This is a genomic window from Winogradskyella undariae, assembly GCF_013285155.1.
Lineage (GTDB): Bacteria > Bacteroidota > Bacteroidia > Flavobacteriales > Flavobacteriaceae > Winogradskyella > Winogradskyella undariae.
This window is the reverse complement of sequence record NZ_JABTEL010000002.1, coordinates 160,664-187,511: the sequence shown is the minus strand read 5'-3', so window position 1 is coordinate 187,511 and position 26,848 is coordinate 160,664. Positions and strand designations below refer to the sequence as shown.

General features: G+C 30.6%; 26 protein-coding genes and 1 riboswitch. Of the genes, 9 read left to right on the top strand and 17 right to left on the bottom strand.

Going from position 1 to position 26,848, the window contains the following annotated elements; all coding sequences use genetic code 11:
* From HSX10_RS03095 to HSX10_RS03080, 4 genes are all read right to left on the bottom strand, one after another.
* Complete coding sequence (locus tag HSX10_RS03095) at positions 1–1,314, bottom strand: Na+/H+ antiporter NhaC family protein (RefSeq protein ID WP_173586743.1); 1,314 nt, start codon at positions 1,312–1,314, stop codon at positions 1–3.
* A 48-nt stretch (positions 1,315–1,362) separates the two neighbouring features.
* Positions 1,363–1,458: riboswitch (SAM-I-IV-variant riboswitch) on the bottom strand.
* Positions 1,459–1,535: 77 nt separating this feature from the next.
* The gene (gene cls / locus HSX10_RS03090) at positions 1,536–2,984 is read right to left on the bottom strand and encodes a cardiolipin synthase (RefSeq protein WP_217363222.1); all 1,449 of its coding nucleotides are present in this window, start codon (positions 2,982–2,984) and stop codon (positions 1,536–1,538) included.
* Between the two features lie 3 nt (positions 2,985–2,987).
* Positions 2,988–3,944 carry a lytic transglycosylase domain-containing protein gene (locus tag HSX10_RS03085; protein WP_173586742.1) on the bottom strand — a complete coding sequence of 319 codons (957 nt, stop codon included), beginning with the start codon at positions 3,942–3,944 and terminating at the stop codon, positions 2,988–2,990.
* Between the two features lie 137 nt (positions 3,945–4,081).
* Positions 4,082–4,744: an alpha/beta hydrolase gene (locus HSX10_RS03080; RefSeq protein ID WP_173586741.1), complete on the bottom strand. Its 663-nt coding sequence runs from the start codon at positions 4,742–4,744 to the stop codon at positions 4,082–4,084.
* Between the two features lie 184 nt (positions 4,745–4,928).
* Here HSX10_RS03080 and HSX10_RS03075 point away from each other — a divergent pair, with 184 nt between their 5' ends.
* Positions 4,929–5,225, top strand: coding sequence for an N-acetyltransferase (locus HSX10_RS03075; protein WP_173586740.1), 297 nt, complete (start codon positions 4,929–4,931; stop codon positions 5,223–5,225).
* Between the two features lie 74 nt (positions 5,226–5,299).
* On the opposite strand, the gene HSX10_RS03070 is transcribed toward HSX10_RS03075, so the two are convergent.
* The gene (locus HSX10_RS03070; protein WP_173586739.1) at positions 5,300–5,800 is read right to left on the bottom strand and encodes a hypothetical protein; all 501 of its coding nucleotides are present in this window, start codon (positions 5,798–5,800) and stop codon (positions 5,300–5,302) included.
* A gap of 79 nt (positions 5,801–5,879) precedes the next feature.
* Positions 5,880–7,214, bottom strand: coding sequence for a tRNA (N(6)-L-threonylcarbamoyladenosine(37)-C(2))-methylthiotransferase MtaB (gene mtaB / locus HSX10_RS03065; RefSeq protein ID WP_173586738.1), 1,335 nt, complete (start codon positions 7,212–7,214; stop codon positions 5,880–5,882).
* Positions 7,215–7,259: 45 nt separating this feature from the next.
* On the opposite strand from mtaB, the gene HSX10_RS03060 reads away from it, so the two are divergent.
* Positions 7,260–8,876, top strand: coding sequence for an ABC transporter substrate-binding protein (locus tag HSX10_RS03060; protein ID WP_173586737.1), 1,617 nt, complete (start codon positions 7,260–7,262; stop codon positions 8,874–8,876).
* A 9-nt stretch (positions 8,877–8,885) separates the two neighbouring features.
* Here HSX10_RS03060 and HSX10_RS03055 read toward each other — a convergent pair whose 3' ends face one another.
* From HSX10_RS03055 to HSX10_RS03045, 3 genes are all read right to left on the bottom strand, one after another.
* The gene (locus HSX10_RS03055; RefSeq protein WP_173586736.1) at positions 8,886–9,827 is read right to left on the bottom strand and encodes a TolB family protein; all 942 of its coding nucleotides are present in this window, start codon (positions 9,825–9,827) and stop codon (positions 8,886–8,888) included.
* Positions 9,796–10,971: a GlmU family protein gene (locus HSX10_RS03050; protein WP_173586735.1), complete on the bottom strand. Its 1,176-nt coding sequence runs from the start codon at positions 10,969–10,971 to the stop codon at positions 9,796–9,798. Before HSX10_RS03050 ends, HSX10_RS03055 begins: the two co-directional genes overlap by 32 nt.
* Positions 10,972–11,118: 147 nt before the next feature.
* Complete coding sequence (locus HSX10_RS03045) at positions 11,119–11,370, bottom strand: type B 50S ribosomal protein L31 (protein ID WP_092467308.1); 252 nt, start codon at positions 11,368–11,370, stop codon at positions 11,119–11,121.
* 160 nt (positions 11,371–11,530) lie between these two features.
* Here HSX10_RS03045 and HSX10_RS03040 point away from each other — a divergent pair, with 160 nt between their 5' ends.
* The 7 genes from HSX10_RS03040 (at position 11,531) to HSX10_RS03010 (ending at position 18,630) form a co-directional block, all read left to right on the top strand.
* Positions 11,531–12,064 carry a DUF4199 domain-containing protein gene (locus HSX10_RS03040; RefSeq protein WP_173586734.1) on the top strand — a complete coding sequence of 178 codons (534 nt, stop codon included), beginning with the start codon at positions 11,531–11,533 and terminating at the stop codon, positions 12,062–12,064.
* 44 nt (positions 12,065–12,108) lie between these two features.
* Positions 12,109–13,077, top strand: coding sequence for a glycosyltransferase family 2 protein (locus HSX10_RS03035; protein WP_173586733.1), 969 nt, complete (start codon positions 12,109–12,111; stop codon positions 13,075–13,077).
* Between the two features lie 81 nt (positions 13,078–13,158).
* Entirely contained in the window at positions 13,159–14,889 is a 1,731-nt protein-coding gene (locus tag HSX10_RS03030) for a phospho-sugar mutase (protein WP_173586732.1), read from the top strand.
* Positions 14,890–16,716 (top strand): ABC transporter ATP-binding protein, encoded by a 1,827-nt coding sequence (locus HSX10_RS03025; protein WP_173586731.1) that lies wholly within the window; start codon positions 14,890–14,892, stop codon positions 16,714–16,716. It abuts the gene before it with no gap.
* Positions 16,717–17,021: 305 nt separating this feature from the next.
* Positions 17,022–17,564: an RNA polymerase sigma factor gene (locus tag HSX10_RS03020; RefSeq protein WP_173586730.1), complete on the top strand. Its 543-nt coding sequence runs from the start codon at positions 17,022–17,024 to the stop codon at positions 17,562–17,564.
* Positions 17,565–17,646: 82 nt separating this feature from the next.
* Positions 17,647–18,153 (top strand): hypothetical protein, encoded by a 507-nt coding sequence (locus tag HSX10_RS03015; RefSeq protein ID WP_173586729.1) that lies wholly within the window; start codon positions 17,647–17,649, stop codon positions 18,151–18,153.
* A gap of 6 nt (positions 18,154–18,159) precedes the next feature.
* Positions 18,160–18,630, top strand: a complete 471-nt coding sequence (locus HSX10_RS03010) for a sensor of ECF-type sigma factor (protein WP_173586728.1) — start codon at positions 18,160–18,162, stop codon at positions 18,628–18,630.
* Positions 18,631–18,697: 67 nt separating this feature from the next.
* Here the strand turns inward: HSX10_RS03010 and HSX10_RS03005 are convergent, their stop codons facing one another.
* The 8 genes from HSX10_RS03005 to HSX10_RS02970 all read right to left on the bottom strand — a co-directional run bounded on the left by HSX10_RS03005 (position 18,698) and on the right by HSX10_RS02970 (position 26,844).
* A complete protein-coding gene (locus HSX10_RS03005) occupies positions 18,698–19,786 on the bottom strand; it encodes a WD40/YVTN/BNR-like repeat-containing protein (protein ID WP_173586727.1) in 1,089 nt (362 codons plus the stop codon).
* Between the two features lie 95 nt (positions 19,787–19,881).
* Positions 19,882–20,580 carry an SCO family protein gene (locus HSX10_RS03000; protein WP_173586726.1) on the bottom strand — a complete coding sequence of 233 codons (699 nt, stop codon included), beginning with the start codon at positions 20,578–20,580 and terminating at the stop codon, positions 19,882–19,884.
* Entirely contained in the window at positions 20,555–21,166 is a 612-nt protein-coding gene (locus HSX10_RS02995) for a toxin-antitoxin system YwqK family antitoxin (RefSeq protein WP_173586725.1), read from the bottom strand. Before HSX10_RS02995 ends, HSX10_RS03000 begins: the two co-directional genes overlap by 26 nt.
* A 2-nt stretch (positions 21,167–21,168) precedes the next feature.
* A complete protein-coding gene (locus tag HSX10_RS02990) occupies positions 21,169–21,930 on the bottom strand; it encodes a YHYH protein (protein WP_173586724.1) in 762 nt (253 codons plus the stop codon).
* Between the two features lie 192 nt (positions 21,931–22,122).
* The gene (locus HSX10_RS02985) at positions 22,123–22,647 is read right to left on the bottom strand and encodes an EF-hand domain-containing protein (protein ID WP_173587019.1); all 525 of its coding nucleotides are present in this window, start codon (positions 22,645–22,647) and stop codon (positions 22,123–22,125) included.
* A gap of 112 nt (positions 22,648–22,759) precedes the next feature.
* Positions 22,760–25,093 (bottom strand): CotH kinase family protein, encoded by a 2,334-nt coding sequence (locus HSX10_RS02980; RefSeq protein WP_173586723.1) that lies wholly within the window; start codon positions 25,091–25,093, stop codon positions 22,760–22,762.
* 158 nt (positions 25,094–25,251) lie between these two features.
* Entirely contained in the window at positions 25,252–25,848 is a 597-nt protein-coding gene (locus tag HSX10_RS02975; RefSeq protein ID WP_173586722.1) for a hypothetical protein, read from the bottom strand.
* A 3-nt stretch (positions 25,849–25,851) separates the two neighbouring features.
* The gene (locus HSX10_RS02970; RefSeq protein WP_173586721.1) at positions 25,852–26,844 is read right to left on the bottom strand and encodes a YHYH protein; all 993 of its coding nucleotides are present in this window, start codon (positions 26,842–26,844) and stop codon (positions 25,852–25,854) included.
* Positions 26,845–26,848 lie beyond the last annotated feature (4 nt).

The window sequence follows — 26,848 nt, the reverse complement described above, 5'->3', positions numbered from 1 at the left end:
TTACTTCTTTACTTTCTTAACAAACAAAGGTTCAAAGCTTATTAATAAAATTGTTGTCACAAACAATATAAGCAAATACCACGTGTTTTGTATTAAATCTATATAATCTATTTGACCTTCAGAAAAGCTCAGAATCATTAAAACCTGAGCTCCATAAGGTAATATTCCCTGAATAACACAAGCAAAAATATCTAAGATTGAAGCTGTTTTTCTATTCGTTAAACCATATTCATCATTTATTGTTTTTGCAATAGAACCCGATATAATTATAGATACAGTATTATTTGCAATCGCCATATTTATAGTACTCACCAAAGCGGCAATACCAAATTGAGCAGACCTTTTACTTTTAATAAGAATTTTTATTTTATTTAAAATATAGTCTATACCTCCATTTCTTTCTACCAGAGCTGCTAAACCACCTGTTAATAGTGATAGTAAGAAAATCTCTGTCATATTTGTAAAACCTGTATATGCAATTCTTGTAGATTCCATTACTGTAAAATCGCCATCAAAAACACCTAATACAATAGCTGAAATAATTCCAAAAAATAGCGTTACAAATACATTTACACCTATTACAGATAGTATAATGACTAATATATAAGGAACAATTTTTATGACTGAATAATCATAATGAACATCATTTAAAACATTAGAACTTAAATCTAAACCTTGTACTGTTAAAATAACCAAGGTTATTAATGCTGCCGGAAGTGCAATTTTAATATTTTCTTTAAACTTATCACTCATTTTACAATCTAAAGACTGTGTTGCAGCGATAGTTGTATCTGATATTACGGATAAATTATCTCCAAACATAGATCCACCTAGTAAAGCACCACAAAGTACAGCTAAAGAAATATCTCCATGTCCTGAAAAGCCAACTACTATTGGAGCTAGTGTTACAATAGCTCCTACTGATGTTCCTGTTGAAATGGATAAAAAAGCTGCTATTAAAAAAATGCCTAAATAAATATACTGAATAGCAATATAATCCATCCCCAGATTAACAATAGCATCGACACTTCCTGTAGATTTAGTAATTGCAGCAAAAGCACCTGCTAACAAATAGATTAAACACATGGTTAGTATTTTATTATCTCCACAACCTTTTAAAAGTATCGCTATCTTATCATTAACAGATTGTTTAAAGATCAAGAAGGCAACGACAATACCAACAATAACTGCTATTGGCGCAGGTAATAGATAAAAATCATCTTTATAAATACCTATTCCTAAAAAGGTAATTACAAAAACTAATAATGGAATTAATGCTGTAAAGTTTGGTGCTGATTCTTTTAATTTCTTCATTCTTTTATTTCTTAAAAAGAAGACAGAATGCAAATAAGAAAGAAAAATTAGATTAACATTTTTTCCAAAGTATTGGCTTATCCTTTTAGCACCTTGCTTGTTAATGCAGGTTGCTATCTCCTTTTGAGATTCTTGATAATTTATTTTAAGTCGGCAAATATACTATATATAATTAAATTTGCTTTCAATTTTAACTCATTATTATAAAATTGAAGAAATTATTATAATAACGGAGCCATTAAACGCGCTATCGCTTCAATAATTTTTGTGCGTTTAGAACGTTTTTTCCAAGATTGTAATTCTAGTTTTTCACAATCTTTTAAATCTTCATTAAAAAACGCTGTTAATTCACTACTAATTTTTTTACTATAAATTAAAGCATTGACTTCAAAATTAATATTGAAACTTCTATAATCCATATTAGTAGTACCAACCGTACTAAAAACACCATCTACAACCATTGTTTTTGCATGCACAAATCCTTTTGTGTAATGATAAACTTCTACTCCTGCCTCTAAAAGCATTTCTAAATAAGAATTAGTAGCATATTCTGCTATCCAGGAATCCGAAGTTTTAGGAACTATAATTTTCACTTCAATATTACTTCTCGCAATAACTTGTAGTGCCGTAAGAATCTCGCTATTAGGAATAAAATACGGTGTAGTAATATACACATGATCTTCTGCATTTGTAATGGCAACGAAAATAGCTTCCATTATATTAGACCAATCCGTATCTGGACCGCTTCCTGCAATTTGAAGTGGTACGTTTTCTTTACAATCGTGATCAGGGAAATAAGATTTAGATATTTCTAATCCATCATCTGACACAAAATCCCAAGTTGTAAAAAATAAAATCTGCAAAGGTTTAACAGCCTCGCCTACTAAACGAATATGTGTGTCACGCCAATACCTATCGTTATTTGCATTTACATAATGATCCGATACATTTATTCCGCCAACATATCCTATTTTACCATCAATAACGGTAATCTTTCGATGATCACGATAGTTCATCTGACCTGTGAATTTTGAAAATAAGACAGGCATAAAAGAATGCATTTGAATACCACAATCTTTTATTTTTCGCTTCATTTTAGAAGAAATAGAACTCCCTACATCATCAATAACAATTCTAATCTCTAAGCCTTCTCGTGATTTTTCACATAATAAATTTAATAACTCCGTACCTATTTGGTCATCTTGTATTACAAAATACTCTAAATGAATATGATCTTTTGCTTCTTTTATATCTTTAAAAAGCAATTTAAACTTATCGTCACCATTTTTTATAAGCTTTACTTCATTATTAATAGTGAGTTTTGATTTTTCACTATTATATAGTAAAGGAATTAATTTTGATTTTTGATCAAGTAAATCATCAACCTCATTAATCTCTTTGGTATCTAATTCTAATTGATCTTGAATCTTTTTTATAATCGTCTGATTTAAAACATTCTTTCTACTGAATATTTTAGTCTTTCGGTATTCTTGCCCAAAAAGATAGTATACAATTAAACCCAAAAAAGGTAGAGCTAACAATCCTATGATGTAGCTTAAAGCCTTTGTTGGGTTTAATTTTTTAAGCAAAATTGTTGCCACTGCAGATAATGCAAGTGCATAATTGAATACAATTAAAATTTGCCAAATATGATTTTTTATAAATTCCAAAATTTAAGGAAGTGTATTATAATATCCTTCTTTAGGAATTTCTATTTCATAAAGTTTTCTCGATTTATTATTTAAAAACGGTTCTCTTAACCAAGGGTTATGAAGTTTTAGAATTTTATAGTTGATTCCGAATTGTTTAGCAAACTGTGCAAAATCAGTTACTGCCGTATCTACTTTTACCTTATAAGTTGGTACTTCTTTGTATAAATGTGATTTATTAAAGTTGAATCCATACTTATCAGGGTTTGAAAGAATTTCTTTTAAAGCTACAATTCTAAACACATAACGTCCTGTTTCTTCTCCTAATAATAAATCGTAATAACCAGTAACATCTTGTTCTTTTAATCGTCTAGAAACACCAGCATTACCTGCATTATATGCTGCTGCAGCTTTTGTCCAAGATCCTAAATTAGCTTTAGCTTTCTTTAAATAATCACAAGCTACTTCTGTTGCCTTTTCAATGTTATAACGTTCATCTACATTAGAATTAACCTCTAAGCCGTTCTCTTTACCTGTAGCTGCCATAATTTGCCACATACCACTAGCACCTGCAGGTGATTTTGCAGTTTTAATTAATCCACTTTCAATTACAGCTAAGTATTTAAAATCATCTGGAATTCCATTTTTCTTCAAAATAGGTTCTATAATTGGAAAATATTTTTTAGCACGCTTAAACATTAATAAGCCATTAGATTGCCAATAAGTATTAACCAATAATTCTCTATCCATACGCTCATAAATATCCGGATCATTAATTGGTACAGCTTCACCTGCAAAGTTTAAATCTTCAGGCATTTCTAAGGCATATACATTATAATTATTGACAATAGGATCATCTTTACCCAACATATAATCAGATAATGCATTATCTGGTTCTGGGGATTTTTGCATTGCAAAAATAAATAAGCCAGATACACAAACGATACCGACTAATGCTAAACTATTTTTTATGATTTTCATGTGATTCATTTTTAAATACAAGAACTAAGTTTATTATCATTTCGCTGATTAATAAAGGTCTGCAAGATGCTTGTATTATGTTTTTATTTTTCTAACTCTTTTTTATAAATATACTCATTCTTCAATCAGTATTCAATTCAAGACTCTATAAGTTTTGGTAAATTTTCGTTAAACCATTTATACTTATTAATGATCATTATGTGAGTTCCGCCACTAATAACGATACAATTTCCGGTACAAGAATGAGGAAAAACAATATCCTTATCGCCATGAATATAAATAGCCTGAGTATTTGGCTCTTCTTGGTCCCAACACACCACTTGCTTAATAGACCAATCTAAATAAGTTTTATCATTAACGGAAAGGTACTTTTTATACAAATCTACACGTTTTTTCACCGTTTCTCCAAAGGCATACTTTGCTAATAAATCTATATTACTAACCAATTGGGTTGGAAGAATCTTATAAGCTTTAGTAACTTTAAGAAGCTTGAATCGCTTGGGTAACTCATTATGAGATTTTACACTAGAAACTACAAATAACTTTTTAACTTTTATTAATTTACACATCTCTTGTACTAAAATCCCTCCAAAAGAGACTCCTAACAAAACAATATTATCATGCTTTATAAAATTACACATGCGTTGTGCATATTCTTGAAGCGTTTCTTCTTTATCCGGAATTTGCCATTTTAACCAATGAATTTCATATTGGTCTTCAGGTAATTTAATGTACTCAAATATTGTAGGGTTAGCTGCCATACCTGGCATTAAATAAACATGTGTAAGGTCTGTTTTCATCTGTTTTAGCTTTAGACAATATTTTTGTTAAAGAAATCTAAATACATTACTATAAATCATTACTCAGCAAGCTTTTAACACTAGACACATAGGTTTATAGTTCATTTATGCGTATCTTTGTTTTACAAAACTATATAAAATATAGTATCTACTCTCCAACTGCTAATTAAAAAATTAAACAAATATGACAGAAACTGCTGAACTGATTGATAATGATTTTTTACGTCAATTTGAATTAAACGTTGAAAATGAGATGGCTATTATTGAATATTCTTTGCAGGAACGCAAAATATTCTTAACTAAAATGATTATTCCTGAGGCTATTAGAACAGATGAACTAGAATTAGAGTTTATAGATTTAGTTTTTAGTAATATAAAAGAAAGAGACATTAGTGTAGTACCAACAAGTCCTGAAATCGCAAAATTTGTAAGACGAAACAGAAAATATAAACGCATGCTTCCAGTAGGTATTCGTATATAAAAAAGAAAAATTAATATAAAAAAAAACTCGAAACTTAAGTGTTTCGAGTTTTTTATGGCCTAATAATTAGCTATTTATTTTTTATAAACAAGCTTTAAATCTCTTGTTTCTATAATTTCAGTAAAATCTTCATTATAAACTTTTACCGCATCTTTAAATATAGTTGTCATTGTATTATTGTCAATTACATAATTTCTACCTGAAACCTGAATTGTATCCTCATCAATCTCATTATAACTAGAAGCAAAACTAATAATTCCTTCTTTATTACAATCAATATTAAGACCATAAGAATTAGTGTCAGCAGTCTTAAAATACTTCATTATAACAGAAGCTTCGTTTCCTGAAAAAACAGTTCCGTTTTCTTCAAAAGTTAAAGTTTCTATTTCATTACAATCTATTTCATCAACTAAGTTAGTGTTAAACACACCATCACTATTAACATCAAAAGGAATATCTGTTGTGCGGGTCGTTAATTGCCAAACACCTATTGCTTTAGACTTATCACTTTTAGTACAAGCACTCATAGCAATTGCTAAACAAAGAATAAAAAAAGCCTTAATTGTATTTTTCATTATAGTAATTTACAATTTTTAAAGGTAAAACGAAATATCTTATTATTAATAAACTTTAATAAAAAAAATTAAAACACAGTTAGTTAGCAACTAAATCTTGTTGAAAATCAAAACGAACTAGACCATCTTCATCTATCTTCGTTAATCTGACTTTTTGAAGTGTATTTACCAATTCTGGATTCCAAGGTGCTTTAACTTTTACATAGTTTTCAGTAAATCCATGTATGTAACCTTCTTTATTTTCGCCTTCAAATAAAACAGTACGGTCAGTGTCTAACTGATTTTCATAAAAAGCACGACGTTTCTTTGCAGATAAACCTCTTAACATTTTACTGCGCTTGGCTCTCACATTCTTAGGTATTACATCATCCATTTCGGCTGCTTCTGTATTATCTCGTTCCGAATACATAAACACATGTAAATAAGAAATATCTAAATCGTTTAAAAAATTATAAGTCTCTAAAAAGATTTCGTTAGTTTCTCCAGGAAAACCAACAATAACATCAACACCAATACAAGCATCTGGCATCACTTCTTTAATTTTAGTGACACGGTCTACATATAATTCTTTCATGTAGCGACGCTTCATCTTTTTAAGAATAAGGTTACTTCCACTCTGCAATGGCACATGAAAATGAGGTACAAATGCTCTAGATTTCGAAACCAAATCGATAGTTTCATTCTTAAGTAAATTAGGTTCAATTGAAGAAATTCTTAAACGCTCAATACCTTCTACTTTATCTAATTCTCTAACTAAATCTAAAAAAGTATGTTCGTGTTTTTTATTCCCAAACTCACCTTTACCGTAATCACCAATATTAACACCTGTGAGTACAATTTCTTTGATCCCTTGTTCTGAGATTTCTTTAGCATTTTTAAGTACACTCGTCATAGTATCACTACGAGAAATCCCTCTAGCTAAAGGAATGGTACAATAAGTACATTTGTAATCACAACCGTCTTGAACCTTTAAAAATGCTCTGGTTCTATCTCCAATAGAATAACTACCAACATAAAAATCAGCATCTTCTATTTCGCAAGAATGCACTTCACCAAAATCATTTTTAGTTAAATCATTAAGGTAATCTGTGATTTTGAATTTTTCAGTAGCTCCTAAAACTAAATCTACACCATTTACATCTGCTAATTCTTCAGGTTTTAACTGCGCATAGCAACCAATTGCAGCAACAAAAGCATCCGGATTTACCTTCTGAGCTTGTTTTACAATAGACTTAAATCGTTTGTCTGCATTTTCGGTAACCGAGCAGGTATTAATAACATATATATCCGCTGATTCTTTAAAATCCACACGATCGAACCCTTCCTCACTAAAGCTTCTCGCTATTGTAGAAGTTTCAGAAAAATTAAGTTTACAACCTAGTGTGTAAAATGCGACTTTTTTAGTTGGATTCATTCTTGTACTTTTACCAAGTTTGCAAATTTACAACATATAAGTTATATGCTAAAATTCACACCCTCCTTATTCCATAGTCTACTCTATTGTTCGCTTTTTTTATTAGTTTTCTCATGTGATTCTAATGAAAATCCACAATTAACGACTGAAGTATTTAGATACAACGAACATAAAAACATAGGTTCTTTAGATCCTGCTTTTTCAAAAGACTTAGCAGATATTTGGGCTACCAATCAGTTATTTAACGGATTGGTACAAATGGACGACCAATTAAATGTGCAACCCTCTATTTCTAAAACATGTACAATTTCAGATAGTGCAACGGTTTATACTTTTAATCTTAGAAATGATGTGTTTTTTCATAAACATGAATTATTCGGAAAAGATTCTACAAGACAGGTTAATGCTTCAGATTTTGAATATAGCTTCAATAGGCTAAGAGATAAAACCATTGCTTCACCAGGAAGTTGGGTTTTAAACAAAGTAGAAGATTTCTTTGCTATCAATGATTCTGTATTTCAAATTAAATTGAAACAACCTTTTCCTGCATTTTTAGGTTTATTAACCATGAAATATTGTTCTGTTGTCCCAAAAGAAATTGTTGAACATTATGGTAATGACTTTAGATCTCACCCTATTGGTACTGGTCCTTTTAAATTTAAACGTTGGGAAGAAAATTTAAAACTAGTTTTTAGACGAAACAATCATTATTTTGAAACAGATTCTATAGGTCAACAATTACCTTATCTAGAAGCCGTAGCCATTACCTTTTTACCAGATAAGCAAAGTGAATTTTTACAATTTGCACAAGGAAACATTGATTTTGTTTCAGGATTAGATGGTTCTTATAAAGATGAAATCCTAACAACTGATGGTCAGTTAAGACCTGATTATGCCAAGGAGGTAAAAATGATCAGAGGTCCTTATTTAAACACCGAATATTTAGGCTTTTTTATGGAAACTGAAGTCAACACCATTCAGTCTAAAAAATTAAGAAAAGCAATTAATGTAGGTTTTGATCGTGATAAAATGATGATGTATTTAAGAAATGGGATCGGAATTCCTGCAAATGGTGGCTTTATACCAAAGGGATTACCAGGTTATGATGAAACCATCGGATTTACTTACCAACCTGAATTAGCAAAACAATTAGTTTCAGAATATAAAGATGAAACAGGAAACAAGAATCCTGAAATCACACTTACAACAACTAGTAATTATTTAAGTTTTTGCGAATTTATTCAACAAGAACTTCAAAAAACAGGATTATTAGTGAATGTTGATGTCATTCCGCCCTCAAGTCTTAAAGACGCCAAAGCTAATGGCCAAGTAGACTTTTTTAGAGCGAGTTGGATTGCCGATTATCCTGATGCTGAAAATTATCTTTCTTTATATTACAGCAAGAATTTTGCGCCAAACGGCCCAAATTACACACACTTTAAAAATACTCAGTTCGATAAAATGTATGAAGCTGCTTATCTAGAAACGAATTCAGAAAAACGAAAAGCACTTTACACAAAAATGGATTCTTTAATTATGGATTCTGCACCAATAGTTCCTTTATTCTATGATGAAGTTGTTAGATTCACTAGAAAAAACGTCGATGGCTTAGGCATTAACGCCACTAACCTTCTAGAGCTAAAATCCGTAAAAAAAGATTAAATCTATAATTTAAAATTTTGAAAAATAGTACAAATCATCACCACCTTCTCCTTTTAAACGTCTAGAAGATAAATAACCTGTTGTTAGATCATCATTTAAGAAAAATGAAAAATCGTCTCCAGGACTATTAATAGGTTCTTCTAAAGAGACTGGTATTTCTTCCTCATTTTTAGAGCTTAAGTCATAACTATAAATATCTAAACTACCTTTACCTCCACGTCTATCTGACGTGAAATAAAGTTTATTATCTGCACTAACAAAAGGATAAATCTCGGTACGTGATGAGTTAATCTTTTCGCTTAATTTACTAATTTCTCCATATGTTTTATGGTCGCTAACAGAAACCTTATATAAATCAGACTTCCCTTTTGTTCCTTTAACAGTTGCTACAAAATAAAGTGTAGTTTCATCAAGACTTAATGCTGGGTGTAAAAAATTAAAATCAGGATCACAAAACGGTAATGTTGTAAAATTAGTCCAACCACTACCTTCTACATATTCAGCCCTCTGAATCTGCAAATTATAAGTCTCAACGCCCTTATATTTATTATTCCCTTTACTTGCCTGATTTGTGGTAAAATACATGTATTTACCGTCTTTAGAGTAGGTCGCTGCAGACATATTAAATCGTCCTAATTCTGTCTTAACTATAGGTTTCGCATTTTGTATTTCACCTTTTTCATCAATAGATCCTTCATATATATCATACAAAAATCCACCAAAATCATCTTTCACAGCACGACCTCTTTTAGTTATAAGATTCGAACTAAAAAATATTTTATCTCCTACAACACGAGGAGCAAAATGATCTAGCTTCGTATTTATTTCTAGTTTTTCAACTTCTACGTCTTTGCTTTGAGTAAACCCAAAATTAAAAACTAATAAAATTAGTAGTGTAAATTTCAATTTCAACATCGTCTTAATCTCTTCTGTATTGTTTTGTTTCTTCAAAAACATGTTCTAAAATAGCTCTATCTTGATCTGTTAACTCAATTTTACGTCGTTTCATTACAACTTCTGCCACCTCAAAAGCTTTATTGGTTTTATAGGTTACAAAGCCTTTACTTCCGCCCCAAGAAAAACTAGGAACAAAGTTTCTAGGAAAACCACTTCCAAATATATTAGCACTTACACCAACAACAGTACCTGTGTTAAACATGGTATTGATACCACATTTACTATGATCTCCCATCATTAAGCCGCAAAATTGCAATCCTGTTTTTGCAAAACCTTCAGTTTCGTAATCCCAAAGCCTTACTTCTGCATAGTTGTTTTTTAAATTACTATTATTAGTATCTGCACCAAGATTACACCATTCTCCTAAAACTGAATTCCCTAAAAAGCCATCATGTCCTTTATTAGAATACCCAGAAATAACAGAATTACTTACCTCTCCACCAACTTTACTATGCGGACCAACTGTTGTAGGTCCATATATTTTACTTACCATTTTTAAAGTCGCATCATGGCAAAGTGCAAAAGGTCCTCTAACTATAGATCCCTCCATAACTTCAGAATCTCTACCTATGTAAATTGGTCCTGAACTGGCATTTAAAGTCGCAAAATTTAAGGTTGCTCCTTTTTCTATAAATATGTTTTCAGGGTTAATTGTGTTTATTGTTGCTGGTATAGGTTCTGACTCCCTATCTTTTGTAATTAAATTAAAATCTTCAATAATTGCTTCTCCATTCTTAGAGAAAATATCCCAAGTATGTTCAATCTTCAAGATATCGCCATTAAATTCAATGGCGTCAAAATTTGAAAAATCAGAAAATTCTTCACCTTCTTTTGCAAAAAAAGCAATAACATCTTCGTCTTTAAATAAAGCTTCATTATGTTTTAAGTTTTTTACAACTTCTACAACTTCTAGATTAGGTAAAAACGAAGCATTAATCATAATGTTCTCTTCCATTTCTACCATTGGATATTTGTCTGATAAATAATCTTCAGTAACTGTAGTGGTTGTATATTCTAAATAAGACTCCCATTTCTGACGAATTGTTAAAATACCAATTCTTAATTCTGCTACTGGTTTTGTAAAAGTAAAAGGTAAGAGATTATTGCGGTAAGGACCATCAAATAATATATAGTTCATTGAATGTTTAAAATTTGAAGTTGATGTTAGATGATAATATCTAAAATTCAGACTTAATTATAATATCAAAAATAACTTAATTGCATAAAATAAAAAAGCCTTTCTGATAACAGAAAGGCTTTTTTTTGTAGTATTAGTAAGCAAAGTTTATTTTTTAAACTTAGCATATTTGTTTTTGAACTTGTCAATACGACCAGCTGTATCTACTAATTTAGATTTACCAGTGTAAAAAGGGTGAGATGTTCTAGAGATCTCTAATTTTACTAATGGGTATTCAGTACCATCTACATCGATAGTTTCACTTGTGTCTGCTGTAGATTTCGTTAAATACACCTCTTCATTTGACATGTCTTTAAACGCTACAACTCTATAATTTTCTGGGTGTATTCCTGCTTTCATTACTAAATGCTTTAAATAAATTCGATTTTTTCGAGGTGCAAATTTAATTATTTTTCACAAACCTACAATCTTTTTTACAAATTTTATTTTACAAATATATGTAACATATTTATAACTTTGCATACTAACTAGATAATTAAACTAAAAAACTTATTTTAAAATGGACAAATCTTTAAAATCTATAGCAATTAATTACGGTTTATATCTAGCTCTAATCATATCTTCTTTTACAATTATAGGTTACGCTGTTTATCTAGATTTGTTTACACAATGGTGGTACGGCATCACTCAAATGTTATTAGTCATAGTTTTTGGAATTATATCTTCTATAAATGCTAAAAAACTTTTAGGTGGCTTTATTAGTTTTAAAGAAGCTTTTTCTGCTTTTTTTATCACAATTGCAATCGGAACTTTAATCCCTGCACTTATTGGCTTTGTTATTTTTAATATTGTAGATCCTGAGGCAGCCGTTATTCTTCAAGAAAAAATTATAAATTCTCAAATTGCAATGATGTCTAATTTTGGAGCTCCACAAGAAGCCGTTGACCAAGCTATGGAACAAATGCAAGCAGAGGATAGTTTTTTCTCTTTAGCAAATACAATTAAAACAAACGCATATCAACTTGTTGCTTATAGTGTTATTGGCCTTATTGTTGCTCTTGCTACAAAACGTAAAGACCCTAACGAAGCTTAATTAATTTCTTTACTTTTGAAGTTCAGAAATTACATCAAAACTCTATGGATATATCAGTAGTTATACCACTACTTAATGAGGACGAATCCCTAAAAGAATTACACAATTGGATTGTATCTGTGATGCAGTCTAATCAGTTTTCTTACGAAATACTATTTATAGACGATGGTAGTACGGACCAATCTTGGCAAACAATAACAGAACTCGGTGAAATAAACCCAAATGTAAAAGGCATAAGGTTTCTAAAAAACTTTGGGAAATCTCAAGCTTTACATGCCGGTTTTGCAAAAGCAGAAGGCGATGTTGTTATTACCATGGATGCTGATTTACAAGATAACCCAGAAGAAATACCCGAACTTTTTAAAATGATTAAAAAAGAAGGTTTAGATCTTGTATCTGGTTGGAAAAAGAAACGATATGATTCTTTTATCTCTAAAAATCTACCTTCAAAATTATTTAACTGGGCGGCAAGAAAAACCTCAGGTGTACAACTCAATGATTTTAATTGTGGGTTAAAAGCTTACAGTAATACTGTAGTTAAACACGTTGATGTTTATGGAGAAATGCATCGTTATATCCCTGTCTTAGCAAAAAATGCAGGTTTTATTAAAATTGGCGAGAAAGTAGTGCTTCATCAAGCTAGAAAATATGGCCAAACTAAATTTGGAATGAATCGTTTTATCAACGGTTTTTTAGATTTAATAACGATTTGGTTTGTTTCTCATTTCGGAAAAAGACCGATGCACTTATTTGGTGCCCTTGGTGTTATAATGACACTTATTGGTTTCGGATTTGCATTTTATCTAGGTATCGATAAATTATTTTTAAACCCAACAGGAAGACTTATCACAGATCGTCCGCAATTCTACATTGCACTATCTACAATGATTATTGGTTCACAATTATTTATTGCTGGTTTTTTAGGTGAACTTGTTTTACGCAGCAACCGACAAAACCAACAACGTTACTATATTAAAGAGGAATTAAATTTACACAGAACACCACAATTATAAAGCGATAACTCGTTCTAAAATTGTTATATTGTTTATTTTTGTTACTCAATTATTTTTACTCTAAATAAATCTATTTTACTCATGATTCATATTAAACCAGAAATACTAGAACGTGTTAACTCTTGGTTAACACCAACTTTTGATGAAGAATCTCAAAAAGAAATAAAAAACCTAATTGCTACTAATCCGAAAGAATTAGAGGAAAGTTTTTATAAAGATCTTGAATTTGGAACAGGTGGAATGCGTGGTATTATGGGCCTTGGGACCAACCGAATGAATAAATATACATTAGGTAAAAACACTCAAGGTTTAAGTAACTATTTACAAGAATCGTTTCCTGGTGAAGAATTAAAAGTGGCAATTGCTTTTGATTGTAGACACAATAGTAAAACATTTGGAAAATTGGTTGCAGATGTATTTTCTGCTAATGGAATTAAAGTATTCTTATTTGAAGATTTAAGACCAACCCCAGAATTATCATTTGCACTAAAACATTTAAATTGTCATTGTGGTATTGTATTAACAGCATCTCACAATCCACCAGAATACAATGGTTATAAAGTATATTGGCAAGATGGCGGACAATTAGTGCCACCTCAAGATTCTGGAGTTATTGCAGAAATAAATAAATTAGAGTATTCTGAAATTAAGTTTGAAGCTAATGACAGCTTAATTCAATATATAGGTAAAGATGTTGATGATGTTTTTATCAATTCATCTATAAAAAATGGAAGTTTTGATACTTCAAAAGAAGCTAAAGAAAACTTAAACATTGTTTTTACCTCTTTACATGGAACCTCTATTACAGCTATTCCTGAAACTTTAAAACGTGCGGGTTATACCAACGTTAATATTGTTGAAGAACAACGTGTACCAAATGGAGATTTCCCAACGGTAGTATCACCTAACCCTGAAGAACCAGAAGCTTTAAAAATGGCAGTGGAACTTGCAGGAAAAGTTGATGGTGATATTGTGATCGGAACAGATCCTGATTGTGACCGTTTAGGAGTTGTAGTTCGTAATTTAGAAAATGAATTGGTAATTCTTAACGGAAACCAAACGATGATTTTAATGACGAATTTTCTACTAAAACAATGGAAAAACTCAGGAAAAATCAACGATAACCAATTTGTTGGTTCTACAATTGTATCAACTCCTATGATGTCTGTTTTAGCTAGTGCTTATGATGTGGAATGCAAAATAGGCCTTACAGGTTTTAAATGGATTGCTAAAATGATTAAAGATTTCCCAACCATGGATTTCATTGGTGGTGGAGAAGAAAGTTTTGGTTTTATGGTTGGCGATTTTGTTCGCGATAAAGATGCGGTTACCTCTACTCTATTAGCTTGCGAAATTGCAGCTCAAGCAAAAGCTGAAGGTAAAACAATGTACCAAAGCTTAATTGACTTATATGTTGAGCATGGTTTCTTTAAAGAACGTTTAGTATCTATAACTAAAAAAGGTATTGAAGGTGCACAAGAAATTAAGCAAATGATGGTTGATGCAAGAAATAATCCTTTAAAAGAAATCAATGGTGAAAAAGTGGTTTTAATTGAAGATTACCAATTATCAATCTCAAAAAATCTTCAAACTAATGAAGAAACAGCGATTGAAATTCCTAAATCTAATGTCTTAATTTATTATACAGAAGAAGGAAGCAAAATAGCTTTAAGACCAAGTGGAACAGAACCTAAAATAAAATTCTATATCAGCGTAAATAAAGATCTTGACAATTCGGCAGACTTTGAAACAACGGAGCAATTGTTGGATGACAGAATCGATGCTATTTTAGTAGACATGAAATTACAGTAGATGAATTACATAAAAAAACTCATACCTTTTGCCCTACCTTACAAGAGGTATGCGTATTTAAACATTTTCTTTAATATTTTATATGCGCTTTTTAGCACACTTTCTTTTATCGCTTTAATTCCTGTATTTAAAGTTATTTTTAGTGATCAACGTGTCGTTACAGCAAAACCGATATGGCAAGGTTGGTTTAAATTACAAAATTACGGGGAAGATTATCTCAATTATTTTATAGTCGATAATATTGAAAAATATGGAGACTTTAAAGTACTAATGATGATGGTCGGAGTTATAATAAGTATGTTTTTACTCAAAAACATTTCTAACTATCTCGCAATGTATTTTATTACTTTCTTAAGAAATGGGGTGTTAAAAGATATCAGAAACAAACTCTACGATAAAATAGTAACACTACCACTTGCTTTTTATTCAGAAAAGTCAAAAGGAGATACTATATCTAGAGTAAGTGCAGATGTTAACGAGGTTAGAAATTCATTCTTAGCTATACTAGAAATGATTGTAAGAGAACCGCTTACAATATTATTCTCTCTAGTTACAATGCTTATTCTTAGTCCTAAACTTACACTATTTGTTCTCGTATTTATTCCTGTTTCAGGTTTTATAATCTCTAAAATCGGAAAATCCTTAAAGAAAGGCTCTCTAAAAGTTCAGAAAGAACAAGGGATATTTTTATCTGTTTTAGAAGAAACTATGGGAGGTTTAAGAATTATAAAAGCCTTCAACGTAGAGAAAATGTTTGCACGTAAATTTGAAGACAGTAACAACAGATATTATAATTATTCTAACAAGCTACTTAATAGACAAAACTTAGCATCTCCTTTAAGTGAGTTATTAGGAATTGTAGTTATTGGTGTTTTATTAGTTTATGGTGGCTATCTTGTTTTTGTAGACAAAACAATGGATGCAAGTTTCTTTGTGGGGTACATTACATTAGCCTATAACATTTTAACACCTGCAAAAGCAATAGCTAAAGCGAGCTATAGTGTAAAACGTGGAGATGGAGCCGCTAATAGAATCCTAGAGTTTTTAGAAACAGAGAATGAAATAAAAGAAATTGAAAACCCTATCGAAAAACAAACTTTTGATAAGGAAATTACTGTTGAAAATATTTCATTTAAATATGAAGATCATTATGTCTTAAAAAACTTCAGCTTAACAATTCCTAAAGGAAAATCTATAGCTCTTGTTGGACAATCTGGAAGTGGTAAAAGTACTATAGCAAATCTAGTAACTCGATTTTACGATGTTAATGAAGGTCACATTAATATTGATGGAGAAAACATAAAAAATCTATCTAAAAGATCTTTAAGAGGCTTTTTAGGCTTAGTTAATCAAGACTCAATATTATTTAACGATACTGTCGCTAATAATTTAAAAGTAGGAAAAGAAGATGCTAGTGACGAAGAGATTACAGAAGCTTTAAAAATTGCAAATGCTTGGGAATTTGTAAAAGATTTACCTGAAGGTATTCATACTAATATTGGAGATTCTGGTGGTAAAATTTCTGGAGGACAAAAGCAAAGAATAAACATTGCTAGAGCAGTCCTTAAAAATCCACCAATAATGATTTTAGATGAAGCAACCTCAGCTTTAGATACTGAAAGTGAAAGACTAGTACAAGATGCTTTAGAGAATATGATGAAGAATAGAACTTCTATTGTTATCGCTCACCGTCTATCTACCATCCAAAACGCGGACTTTATTGTAGTAATGCAAAAAGGAGAAATTGCAGAACAAGGTACACATAGTGAACTTATTGCAAAAAATGGCGTTTATAGAAAATTAGTAGATATGCAAAGCTTTGAATAAACTGAACAATTTAAAATTAAAAACTTAGTAGAAATAAAAAAAGGATGTATATATTATACATCCTTTTCTTTGTTATCAGATTTGGGGCTATGATAACGCTTATTAGGTTAAGCTGAGGCAAACATATAATAAAATTAGTTATCTCACAACAAAAAATACATTTAATCGTTACTATATGTATTTAATCGATGAAATACATTTTAAAACACTGAAAATCAATAAAAGCAAAATAGATGAAATAAATTATTTTAGATCATCATTAAACTTTTAATATATTACGAAGTCTAAATACTAAAGTAGATTAATTGAATAGCGAATCGGATTTCATATTACGCCTAAAAGACTCTGAGTCTAAAGAAGCTGCCTTTAGAGAGTTATTACAACTTTATAAAGAGCGCTTATATTGGCATATTCGTAAAATTGTTCTTAATCATGATGATGCAGATGATGCGCTTCAAAACACATTTATTAAAATCTATAGAAGCATAGATAAATTTAAAGGAGAAAGTAAATTATTTTCTTGGATGTACCGTATTGCAACAAACGAATCCATTACATTATTAAACAAAAATGCAAAACGATTACAAATTACCAATGAAGAATATCAAGACAAGGCTATTAATAACCTGACTGCTGATGTTTATTTTGAAGGTGATGCTATTCAACTTAAATTACAAAAAGCGATAGCGACGTTACCGGAAAAGCAACAGTTAGTCTTTAATATGCGCTATTTTGATGATTTAAAATATAAAGATATTGCCGAAATTTTAGAAACTAGCGAAGGGGCTTTAAAAGCCTCTTATCATATTGCAGCTAAAAAAATTGAAGCTTTTTTAACCTCAAATTAAACCATTTAGGAAATTTGAAGTCTAATAGATAAATGAAATTTCTAAAAGCGTAGAACATATACTGAAACAAGTTCAGCATAAAATGAAAGATAAAAATTTACATCATATTAAATCTACAGGTTTAAAGACTCCGGATCATTATTTTGAGTCTTTCGAAACTAATTTTTTAGACCGTTTAAAAGAGAAAAAAACTTTTAAAGGTATAGAGAATCCTGGTTTTGAGTTACCAAATGATTATTTTGATACTGTAGATAATACTATTTTAGAAAAGCTTAAAACGGATACTGAAACACCTGTTATCTCATTAAAAACTAAACGCTCATTTTATTATGTTGCTGGTATTGCTGCTAGTTTTTTATTATTCTTTAGCTTAGTATTTAACACTAAAAATAATATTTCATTTAACAGCTTAGATACTGCTATTATTGAAGGCTATCTATACCAAGAAGAATATACTAATGAAGATTTTGCATCTTTATTTGTAACTGAAGACATTTCGGAAACTGATTTTATTGATTTAAACATTTCAGAAGAAACACTAGATCAATATTTTGAAAATATAGAACCTGAAGACCTAATTTTTGAATAATACACTATGAATATTTCAAATAAAAATCACCTATTGAATTCACAGAACAGAATGACATTTACTGTTATTCTATTCTTACTTTTTTCTATAAGCTTATTTGCGCAAAAATTTGATAGAGAAAAAATTAAAACATTAAAAATAGCTCATATTACAGAAAAATTAGATTTCACTAAAACTGAAGCTCAAAAATTTTGGCCTATATATAATGCAAATGAAAATGCAGAAAATGAATTAAGAGAAAAGTCTATCGCTAGACGTAAAGAAAAAAATTCTGATGATCTTTCTGAATCGGAAGCTAAAACTCTTTTACTTGATATTGAAAAATTTGAAAAACAAAAGACAGATTTGAAATCTAAATACTTAAAAGAATTATTAAGTATTCTTCCTGCTAAAAAAATAATTAAGCTCTACCAAGCAGAACATTCTTTCAGACAAAAGATGTTTGATGAATATAAAAAACGCCATTCTAACGATTAACCCTACTAATATAGATTAATACCCCTTAATATATTAAAAAAAGGAAGCTGTAATAGCTTCCTTTTTTTTATTCTGTAAAAATTAATTTACTAATTCTCCCCTTTCCCGCTGCATATGCTGTAGAATCATTTAGGAATCTAATGGTATAAAACCCTTCATTACTAAGGTGTTTCCATGTAGTACCAGAATCTGCACTGTAATCAATTCCGTTAAAGCCAACAGCCACTAACTCCTTGCCCCCACTATTAGGGATATATTGCACACAACTTCTATAACCAGGACCTTCATTATCTGAAACAACCTGCCATGTAACTCCACCTGTTGTCGTTCTTATTTTGTTAGCCGAATTTGCTTCGGGATTTGTATAATCTCCTCCGATAGCAAAACCATTATTTTCATCATAAAAATCAATAGAATAAATACCTGTTGTTTCTTTTCCTTGAATAATAGGCGTATCAAAAACACGCCAAGTGATTCCTTTGTCTGGTGAGTACATTACTCTACTTGTTTTACCTCCTGTAGCCACCCAGGTTTCATCTCCTACAATGGCAATATTAGTATCACTTGCTGCAAAAGCAGCTTCACCATCTTTAATACTTGGCAAATAATTACAACTCATTTTTGTCCAATTTTCTCCTCCATCTCTAGTAATAATGATACTCATACAACCGTCTGTTGGGTCACCAATAGCAATACCTTCTTGTTCATTCCAGAAATCCATAGCATCGTAAAAAACATTAGGATGATTTTCTTGATATACTATTTTATTTTTTTCTAAATCTGCATTTAGCTTATATAAAAGTGCAGGATTCCCTACTGTAATTCCGAAACCATTCTTTTCATTAACTGCTAAGGCTCTAAAATTAAGTTGAAGTGAATCTGTAGTTAGGTTTAGCTTATAATATGGAACTAGATTAGTATCTAAAGAATCTACTGATTGAAGAACTTTTTTTTGAAACAACATTCCTAATTCTCCTTTAGAAGTTAAGTATATAGGACCCAAGGAATCTAAAATTTCAAGGGCTCTTATATTCAAAGTACTGTCTTCTACCAAGTGAACAATTTCAACGTTATTAAAACTTTTTGGTTTTTCTGTTATTTTAGCTTTACAAGCTCCTAAAGCAATTAATAATAAGCAAATGATTAGTAATCTCATTAAGTTTAATTTTTTATAAAAATAGAAAAGCTTCACGATATAATCGTAAAGCCTTTTCAAAAAAACAATTTATAAACAATTCTAATTAATTCATTTTAACCTTCTTCCTTTAATGCTTTTGCATCAATAATTAACTGCTGCATAGAAGCTCTATTGAGACCATTATAAATACCTCTAATATGTTTATTCTTATCTATAAGTAAGAAGTTTTCAGTGTGTAAAAAGTCATCTATACTTTTAGGTTCATCTAGATCATTTTCAATAAAATATTGAGACCTCCCTAAATTATAAATATCAAATTTAGCACCTGTTACCAAATGCCATTTATGATCTATTACACCATGTTTTTCTGCATATTGTTTTAAAACAGGTACAGAATCTCTTGTTGGCGTCACAGAGTGTGACAGAAATAAGATCTCATCATCCTCTTTAAATTCCTCTTGCAAACTAAACATGTTTCCAGTCATTTGAGGGCAAATCCCTGGGCAGCTTGTAAAAAAGAAATCTGTAATATAAATCTTATCTTTAAATGTTTCTTGCGTTACCGTTTCGCCTAACTGATTTACTAATTTGAAATCTTTTATTTTATGAAAAAATTTCTCTTCCTCACTTTCTGGCACTAACCAATGAGGTGTAAATGATTCTTCATTGTAATAAGGTAAGTAATCTACCCTACTTACTTCTTCAACTTCTTCTTTTACCTTATTCTTATTTACTTCATTACAGCTTATTGTAATAAACATCAGAGATAGCAAAACTAAAGTTAACTTATTTCTTTTTAACAACTTTTTCATTTTCTAATTTATAACAAGCATTAGCACGCATTAACCCAAAAACTCTTCCATTTTTGGCTTCGTAATTCACATAAAGTTTTCCGTTTGGCAACCATGCTTTCTGTAAACCACTTTCCTTACCACGTTCTAACCAACGTAGTTTAGAAATTTCTCCATTTGAATAAAATTGTTTTTCTTCTCCTTCTTTTTTCCCATCTACGTAATTTACATGCAAAGCAACATTACCATTTTCCCAGTAACTTTTATAATCACCAACTAATTTGTTCTGACTATAATTAGAAGCTATACGTAATACTCCGTTTGCCGACCACGTTTTGGCAACTCCTTCCCTTTTACCTTTATAAAAACCTAATTTTTCTTCAGGCGTATTATTTTTATGAAATTTTAATGAATACCCATTATAAGGTTCATCATTATAATACCAAACACCTTCTAACGGATTTAAAACAAGATCTGATTTTTTTACTTCAACATTTTTAATAAGAAATATTCTTTCTTTTGGAATTGCGGAATTTAAATCTTCTGAAGACTCCTTACAACTCCCAAAAGTTATAAAAAAAACAACTAATAAAAATGATATCCTCATGATTAATAACCTTGAAATGGCCCTGCAAATGCTAAATAAGAACCTGTTGTTGAATAAACTTCATTTATAATATGATAATGATATTCTTCTTCACCGTCAGTGTATTCTGTTGTAGAAGTATGACCACCTGATGTGTCTAAATCTGTTGGATATGTTCCTGTTGAAGAACATTGTCTTCCATATAGAAAAACACCATCTAATAAGATACCTACCAAATTATCATCATCGTTACTAAATGCTTTTGGTTCTAAGTGATAATGATATACACCTGGACCAATATGACCACCTGTCCAATCTAAACTTGCTGCAGCCTCATCTAGATCTCCTGCGCCTTCTTGGTCATTAAAAATAGATGCTCCACTTACTGCAATCCCTATAGTATCAAAAGTTGTAGATACTGAACTCCCTGTTAAATTAGGGGTTGCGTCTACAGTTATAGTAACAGCATTATTGTTACTAGACATTATACTTGGTGTAACCTCAACAGTTGGTTCATTAATATATAAATCATTTCCTTCTCCCCAATAAACAGTTTCGTGATCTGGTAAACCTGTTGTTTCAATAACAACATTAGAACCGTCTAAATAAATTGTAGTAGCATCCGTATTAAAAGCATAAAATGCGGCGTGAAGTTCTGTTACAATTTCATCATCCGTATCATCTGTACCTGCTACTGAATCTTCAGTACTATCATCACTTGAACAAGCAATATTTAACGAAAAGACCAGTACAATCAAACCTAATAATTTTAATAAATTTCTCATAGTCGTTTTTTTTTATTTTTTTTTGTTTGTTTAATTCTCTGAAAATTTAGATGAGATTACAAAATAAAACTTGCGCATCAAACTAAATTTTATTTTACTTTCAGTATCAATAAGGCTATATAAATCTAATAAACAGTTACAATACCTGTAGTATAATTAATCCTTAGAAATAGCTAAACTGATTATCTATTATTAATGCTTGTCTCTTCTTTTTTTTCTATCAACGTCATCATCTTTAGAATAAAAAGCTTCTAATTCTTCTAAATCTAATTGTGAATCCCCATTAACATCAATATCTTTAAAATGAGCCATAAGATCACGTTTGTCTTTTGCTGCAACCTCTAATTCATTTAAAAGACCATCTTCATCTTGATCTACTTCTGCTAAGATTTTTTCAGCTGATACCGGTTTTGGTTTTGTATTATCTAATGCAGCTTCTAACTCTTCAAGATTAATAAAACCATCCCCATCAGCATCTATTTTACTAAAATCTTCAGAAATCTTACCGCGTTCATCTTTTGCTGCTTCATCTATATCAATTTTATCATCACCGTTTGTATCTAAGATTTCAATAATTTTAGAAGCATCTGGCTTTCCTCCTTCTGGTGGTCCTCCACCCTGTCTACCACCTCTTCCGCCTGGTCCTTGTGCAAAAGCAAAACTGCATAATAGTATTGATAAAATCCCTAGCGTATTTTTTAATTTGTTTGTTTTCATAATATCTATTTTATCTTTAGATGTTTTCTTTAAAATAAACTTGCGTTAGGTACAAAAAAAGCTTCATGAATGCATCATGAAGCTTTTTATTAATTAAGAATATATCAATTGTTTAATTCCTTGCAATTTTGATAACGGCTATTTTATTCACTACAACCATATATAATCCTTTTGAGAACGATGAAAAATCAAGAGAAATTGTATTTTCATTAGCATAGCTATTATTATACAACTGTTGTCCTTGTAAATTATAAACTGCAACTGACTCTATTGTATAATTAGAATTTTGAATTTCTAAATAATTAGATGTCGGATTAGGATAAACTTTAAGTCCATTGTTAAATAAAACCTCATCTACAGAAAGTGATTCATTATTTTCCCCGAAGGTTGGTTCTTGAATTACAAAATCGCCCGTTCCATTAGGTACACGAGCATACCCCATATCATCCGTTTGTTCACCAAATATTATATTTTCTATTATTGTACCATCATCATAAGATAAAATAGCACTTTCTCCACCTGAAGAAAATTTCACATCTGCATGTAAACCTTCTTGATCATCATCCTTATCACACCAAACAATTAAATAACTATCAGGCTCTATTGTTAACCCTGAAGGGAATGCCCAAGTTAATAATTCATCTGAATCATCAGATAGGTATAAATTATCTAAGCTCAAAGTTTCAGAACTATTATTGTAAAGCTCTAACCAATCGTCATATTCGCCATCTTGATCAACTGCAGTCGTTTCATTAGAGGCCATAATTTCATTAATCACTAAATCACCAACAGCTATTGTTGTGTAAGTTCCTTCAATACTGTAGAATTCGTACTCTGCTCTTGCAGGTGAAAAAGCCCCAATATTTGAGTTTTCAGCATAAATATAATATTGAAGATTAGCAGTCTCTACAACGATATCTAAACCGAATACTCCATCACCAGAAGTACCATCATTGTGTGCACCATCATCATACATTTCTAATTTTGTAAAAGGCAATGTTTCGTCTGTTCTGTAACCTATATAAACAGTATTCTCATCGGTAACATTTGCTGTAATTGTTACCGTATCTCCTATTATTGGAGTCTCATTAGAAGTTTCTACAGCACTTATTGTTGGCTGTGTATTTGTAAAATCTGATTGCGATAATAAATAAGAACTTCTAGCAGACATTAAGTTGGTTAAACCACATGCGGTATTACCATCTACAGAATAGTCTGTATTTATATTTCCTGTAAACTGAGCATCTGTATAAAATTTATTAGTATCTGCTGTAACAGCTTCCGTAACAATTGCTTGATAATCGTTAGCTAAGGTTAAGTAATTTGAGTTACTTATATTTTCTGTTAAAATAGTTTTATAATGTGCTAAATACATTCTTTTGTATTTTGGTATCGCTAGCAATTTTGAAATAAGAGGGAAATTACTATCATCATCGTCATGTAGTAAATGATCTAATTCTGCTTTTTCTGTAGTTGAACTTAAGGTTCCTGTAGAACTTCCTGGTCCGCCTGGACCTCCAGGTCCACTAGTACTAGTTTCTCCTGTCATAGCAAATGTTCCGAAAGACATGTTTAAATCCCAAACTACAGGCTTAAACTGACCATTATTATCTTTATACAAATAATAGTTTTGTTTAAACTGACCTATATAACTGTCTAAATTTACCATTACATTATCAAAAGCTAACATCCAAATTGCACTATCGACATCTAAAACATTTTCAATATTATCTATGTCGTTGCTTAAAATATTTGTGAGTTCTATTAAATTATCCCAATGTGCAAGTGCAACTGATTCATCATCGTCGTCATCTGATTTAATTTCATAAGCATCATCATAACTGGTGTAACTTGTCCCTAAATATTCTAAATTAGGTAAAGTGGTTGTCGTTGGCCCTGCTCCATCTGGTGGACTACAACTAAAAAAGGCATTATCATTAGAGTTAAAATGTTTATTTACAAACTTCTTAGAAATAGCTTCCGTATTAGTATATAAACCAATTAAAGTTCCATTAACATAAACATTAGCATAATTAGCCTGTGGAGCATCCATATACTGATTAACTATATTATAAGCCACTGTTTCTCTAACAAATGAAGGATCTGCAAAACCATTTGCTAGTTTAATATCTGTATACCCCTGGTAATCCTGATCTACATAAGTATCTAACTCAATATGAAAAGGGTTTTTAACTTGGCTAGAACTGTAAGAGCTATTCCCCTTATATTTTACTCCTACTTGGTTAAATACAGTTCCATTAATCGTTACGGATGTAGCTTCTGTATAATTATTATCACCCGCTTTTTCTGCATCTAGTAAAGCATCCCAATTGCTTTCTGCAAATTCGATCTCTATAGTTTGAATGGTGTTAATATCATATAATTCTTGTGAAAACAAATTTATTGTAAGAAACAAGATTGTTAAAAGTGTAATTGTTTTTTTCATTATTTATCATTTTTGAATTGTTTTTCAGTGATATAACTTTAGATGCGTTTACAGAATAAAACTTGCATAAAATGTTAAATAAAAACAAAAAAAGGCTTCGTAATTTCTCACGAAGCCTTAATGAAACAATTAATAAACTTAAACAATATTTTAATACCTTATAGTTTGTGTGATGGAAATACTTTTCTAACAACCATTGCTGCTGGTATAATAAAAAAAAAGCATAAATACACCATCTTAAACTCTTGAGAAGCTTCTACCATTTTATTATCTACAAATTCTAAATGAGATGTATAACTATTCGCTTCATTTAAAATCACTTTACTTGTTTTTTGATGATACGACATTGAAAAAATAGTTTGATGATGTTCATTTTCCTTAAATGCATCAATCTTAATATTTAATGTTTCTAAATTTGAAGGAACTTTTGACGTTATAAACTTTAAATCCGTTTGATGATTACCAAGTTTGACACCTCCATCTAATAAATTAATATTTGAATCGTTAATATTCAAATTAAAATTAGCTCTAACATATTTTACAATGAGCTCTTTGTATTCTGCTTCAGACAACTCATTATCATCCTTGTAATATTTTGAAATAGCTTCATTCAAGCCTACCTGACTTAAGCTAATATTTAAGATGCTAAAATCATCTTTAACTTCTAAATAATACATAGCAGATAAAGGATTATGAGCATAACTCATTTTTATAAAACCAGTAGCTAGCAAGAAAAATAATATTATTTTTTTCATCTTTTATTGATATGAAAAATTATTATTTGCAGAAACTCCCTTTAAACATTTTGGTACATTAGGTGCCTCTGTATTACTAGCCACATAATGATAAACACCATCTGGGTAATCTGAAGTTACAGCTGTTCTGCCTCCACAATCATCTAAATCTGTAGGTTCTACTTCGTAAGCATAAATAGGAAAACCATCTTTAGCAAAACCAATAAGCTTAGTATCTGAAACCTGATCTATTAATGTACAAGACACATCCTCTATACCATTAGCTTCTAAAACCTGATTCATAGTTTCGGGTACAAAATGCCAATGATAATAACCTGCAGGATCATGATGACCACCACATGGATCTAAAGAAGGAATGTTCCCTTCTATTTCATTTCCTGGGTTTGCTACAGATGGTGGATCTCCATTAATAGGAACTCCATCAACCGATACCCCAATTAATTCTACAGTACTAATTGTATTATTAGACGATGCTAACACAGGAGTTGCAGGAATTAAAAAGGTTAATAATAAGTTATCATTAGGTGCTGCTTCTAAACAATAAGAATAATCTTGGTTTACTGGACCTGAAGCAAAATCGTCTGTATAAATATTTCCTTCATCATCTACAATATCATAGCCATCAGCTTCCATGGCATTAAACAAATCGGCTTTCATAACTTGAAACCCTGCATTTGTTGTCCCATCATAAATTCCTAATCCTCCAATATCATTAATTGTTTCTGGGCAATATGGACCATTTTCAACAGGATTACTTGTAAAAACTAATTTATAGCAATCACCAGAAGATCCATCTTCCATGGTACAATCTACTTTTTCGTATGACACTAATGATGATGTATTAAAAAAAGACTCAGCAATAACCTCATCTGCTGTTACATCTGCAGCTCCAGAACTGTCATCGTTACTATCATCACTACTACAGGTAAAAAAACCAAATACGGCTAATACTATTGCTATAAGATAAAATTCTTTGAATATTCTTTCTCTCTTCATATTA

Coding starts and splice junctions, on each gene's coding strand:
- HSX10_RS03095 (WP_173586743.1), bottom strand. CDS start 1,314: ATGAAGAAATTAAAAGAATCAGCACCAAACTTTACAGCATTAATTCCA.
- HSX10_RS03085 (WP_173586742.1), bottom strand. CDS start 3,944: ATGAAAATCATAAAAAATAGTTTAGCATTAGTCGGTATCGTTTGTGTA.
- HSX10_RS03080 (WP_173586741.1), bottom strand. CDS start 4,744: ATGAAAACAGACCTTACACATGTTTATTTAATGCCAGGTATGGCAGCT.
- HSX10_RS03075 (WP_173586740.1), top strand. CDS start 4,929: ATGACAGAAACTGCTGAACTGATTGATAATGATTTTTTACGTCAATTT.
- HSX10_RS03070 (WP_173586739.1), bottom strand. CDS start 5,800: ATGAAAAATACAATTAAGGCTTTTTTTATTCTTTGTTTAGCAATTGCT.
- mtaB (WP_173586738.1), bottom strand. CDS start 7,214: ATGAATCCAACTAAAAAAGTCGCATTTTACACACTAGGTTGTAAACTT.
- HSX10_RS03060 (WP_173586737.1), top strand. CDS start 7,260: ATGCTAAAATTCACACCCTCCTTATTCCATAGTCTACTCTATTGTTCG.
- HSX10_RS03050 (WP_173586735.1), bottom strand. CDS start 10,971: ATGAACTATATATTATTTGATGGTCCTTACCGCAATAATCTCTTACCT.
- HSX10_RS03045 (WP_092467308.1), bottom strand. CDS start 11,370: ATGAAAGCAGGAATACACCCAGAAAATTATAGAGTTGTAGCGTTTAAA.
- HSX10_RS03040 (WP_173586734.1), top strand. CDS start 11,531: ATGGACAAATCTTTAAAATCTATAGCAATTAATTACGGTTTATATCTA.
- HSX10_RS03035 (WP_173586733.1), top strand. CDS start 12,109: ATGGATATATCAGTAGTTATACCACTACTTAATGAGGACGAATCCCTA.
- HSX10_RS03030 (WP_173586732.1), top strand. CDS start 13,159: ATGATTCATATTAAACCAGAAATACTAGAACGTGTTAACTCTTGGTTA.
- HSX10_RS03025 (WP_173586731.1), top strand. CDS start 14,890: ATGAATTACATAAAAAAACTCATACCTTTTGCCCTACCTTACAAGAGG.
- HSX10_RS03015 (WP_173586729.1), top strand. CDS start 17,647: ATGAAAGATAAAAATTTACATCATATTAAATCTACAGGTTTAAAGACT.
- HSX10_RS03010 (WP_173586728.1), top strand. CDS start 18,160: ATGAATATTTCAAATAAAAATCACCTATTGAATTCACAGAACAGAATG.
- HSX10_RS03005 (WP_173586727.1), bottom strand. CDS start 19,786: ATGAGATTACTAATCATTTGCTTATTATTAATTGCTTTAGGAGCTTGT.
- HSX10_RS03000 (WP_173586726.1), bottom strand. CDS start 20,580: ATGAAAAAGTTGTTAAAAAGAAATAAGTTAACTTTAGTTTTGCTATCT.
- HSX10_RS02995 (WP_173586725.1), bottom strand. CDS start 21,166: ATGAGGATATCATTTTTATTAGTTGTTTTTTTTATAACTTTTGGGAGT.
- HSX10_RS02990 (WP_173586724.1), bottom strand. CDS start 21,930: ATGAGAAATTTATTAAAATTATTAGGTTTGATTGTACTGGTCTTTTCG.
- HSX10_RS02985 (WP_173587019.1), bottom strand. CDS start 22,647: ATGAAAACAAACAAATTAAAAAATACGCTAGGGATTTTATCAATACTA.
- HSX10_RS02980 (WP_173586723.1), bottom strand. CDS start 25,093: ATGAAAAAAACAATTACACTTTTAACAATCTTGTTTCTTACAATAAAT.
- HSX10_RS02975 (WP_173586722.1), bottom strand. CDS start 25,848: ATGAAAAAAATAATATTATTTTTCTTGCTAGCTACTGGTTTTATAAAA.
- HSX10_RS02970 (WP_173586721.1), bottom strand. CDS start 26,844: ATGAAGAGAGAAAGAATATTCAAAGAATTTTATCTTATAGCAATAGTA.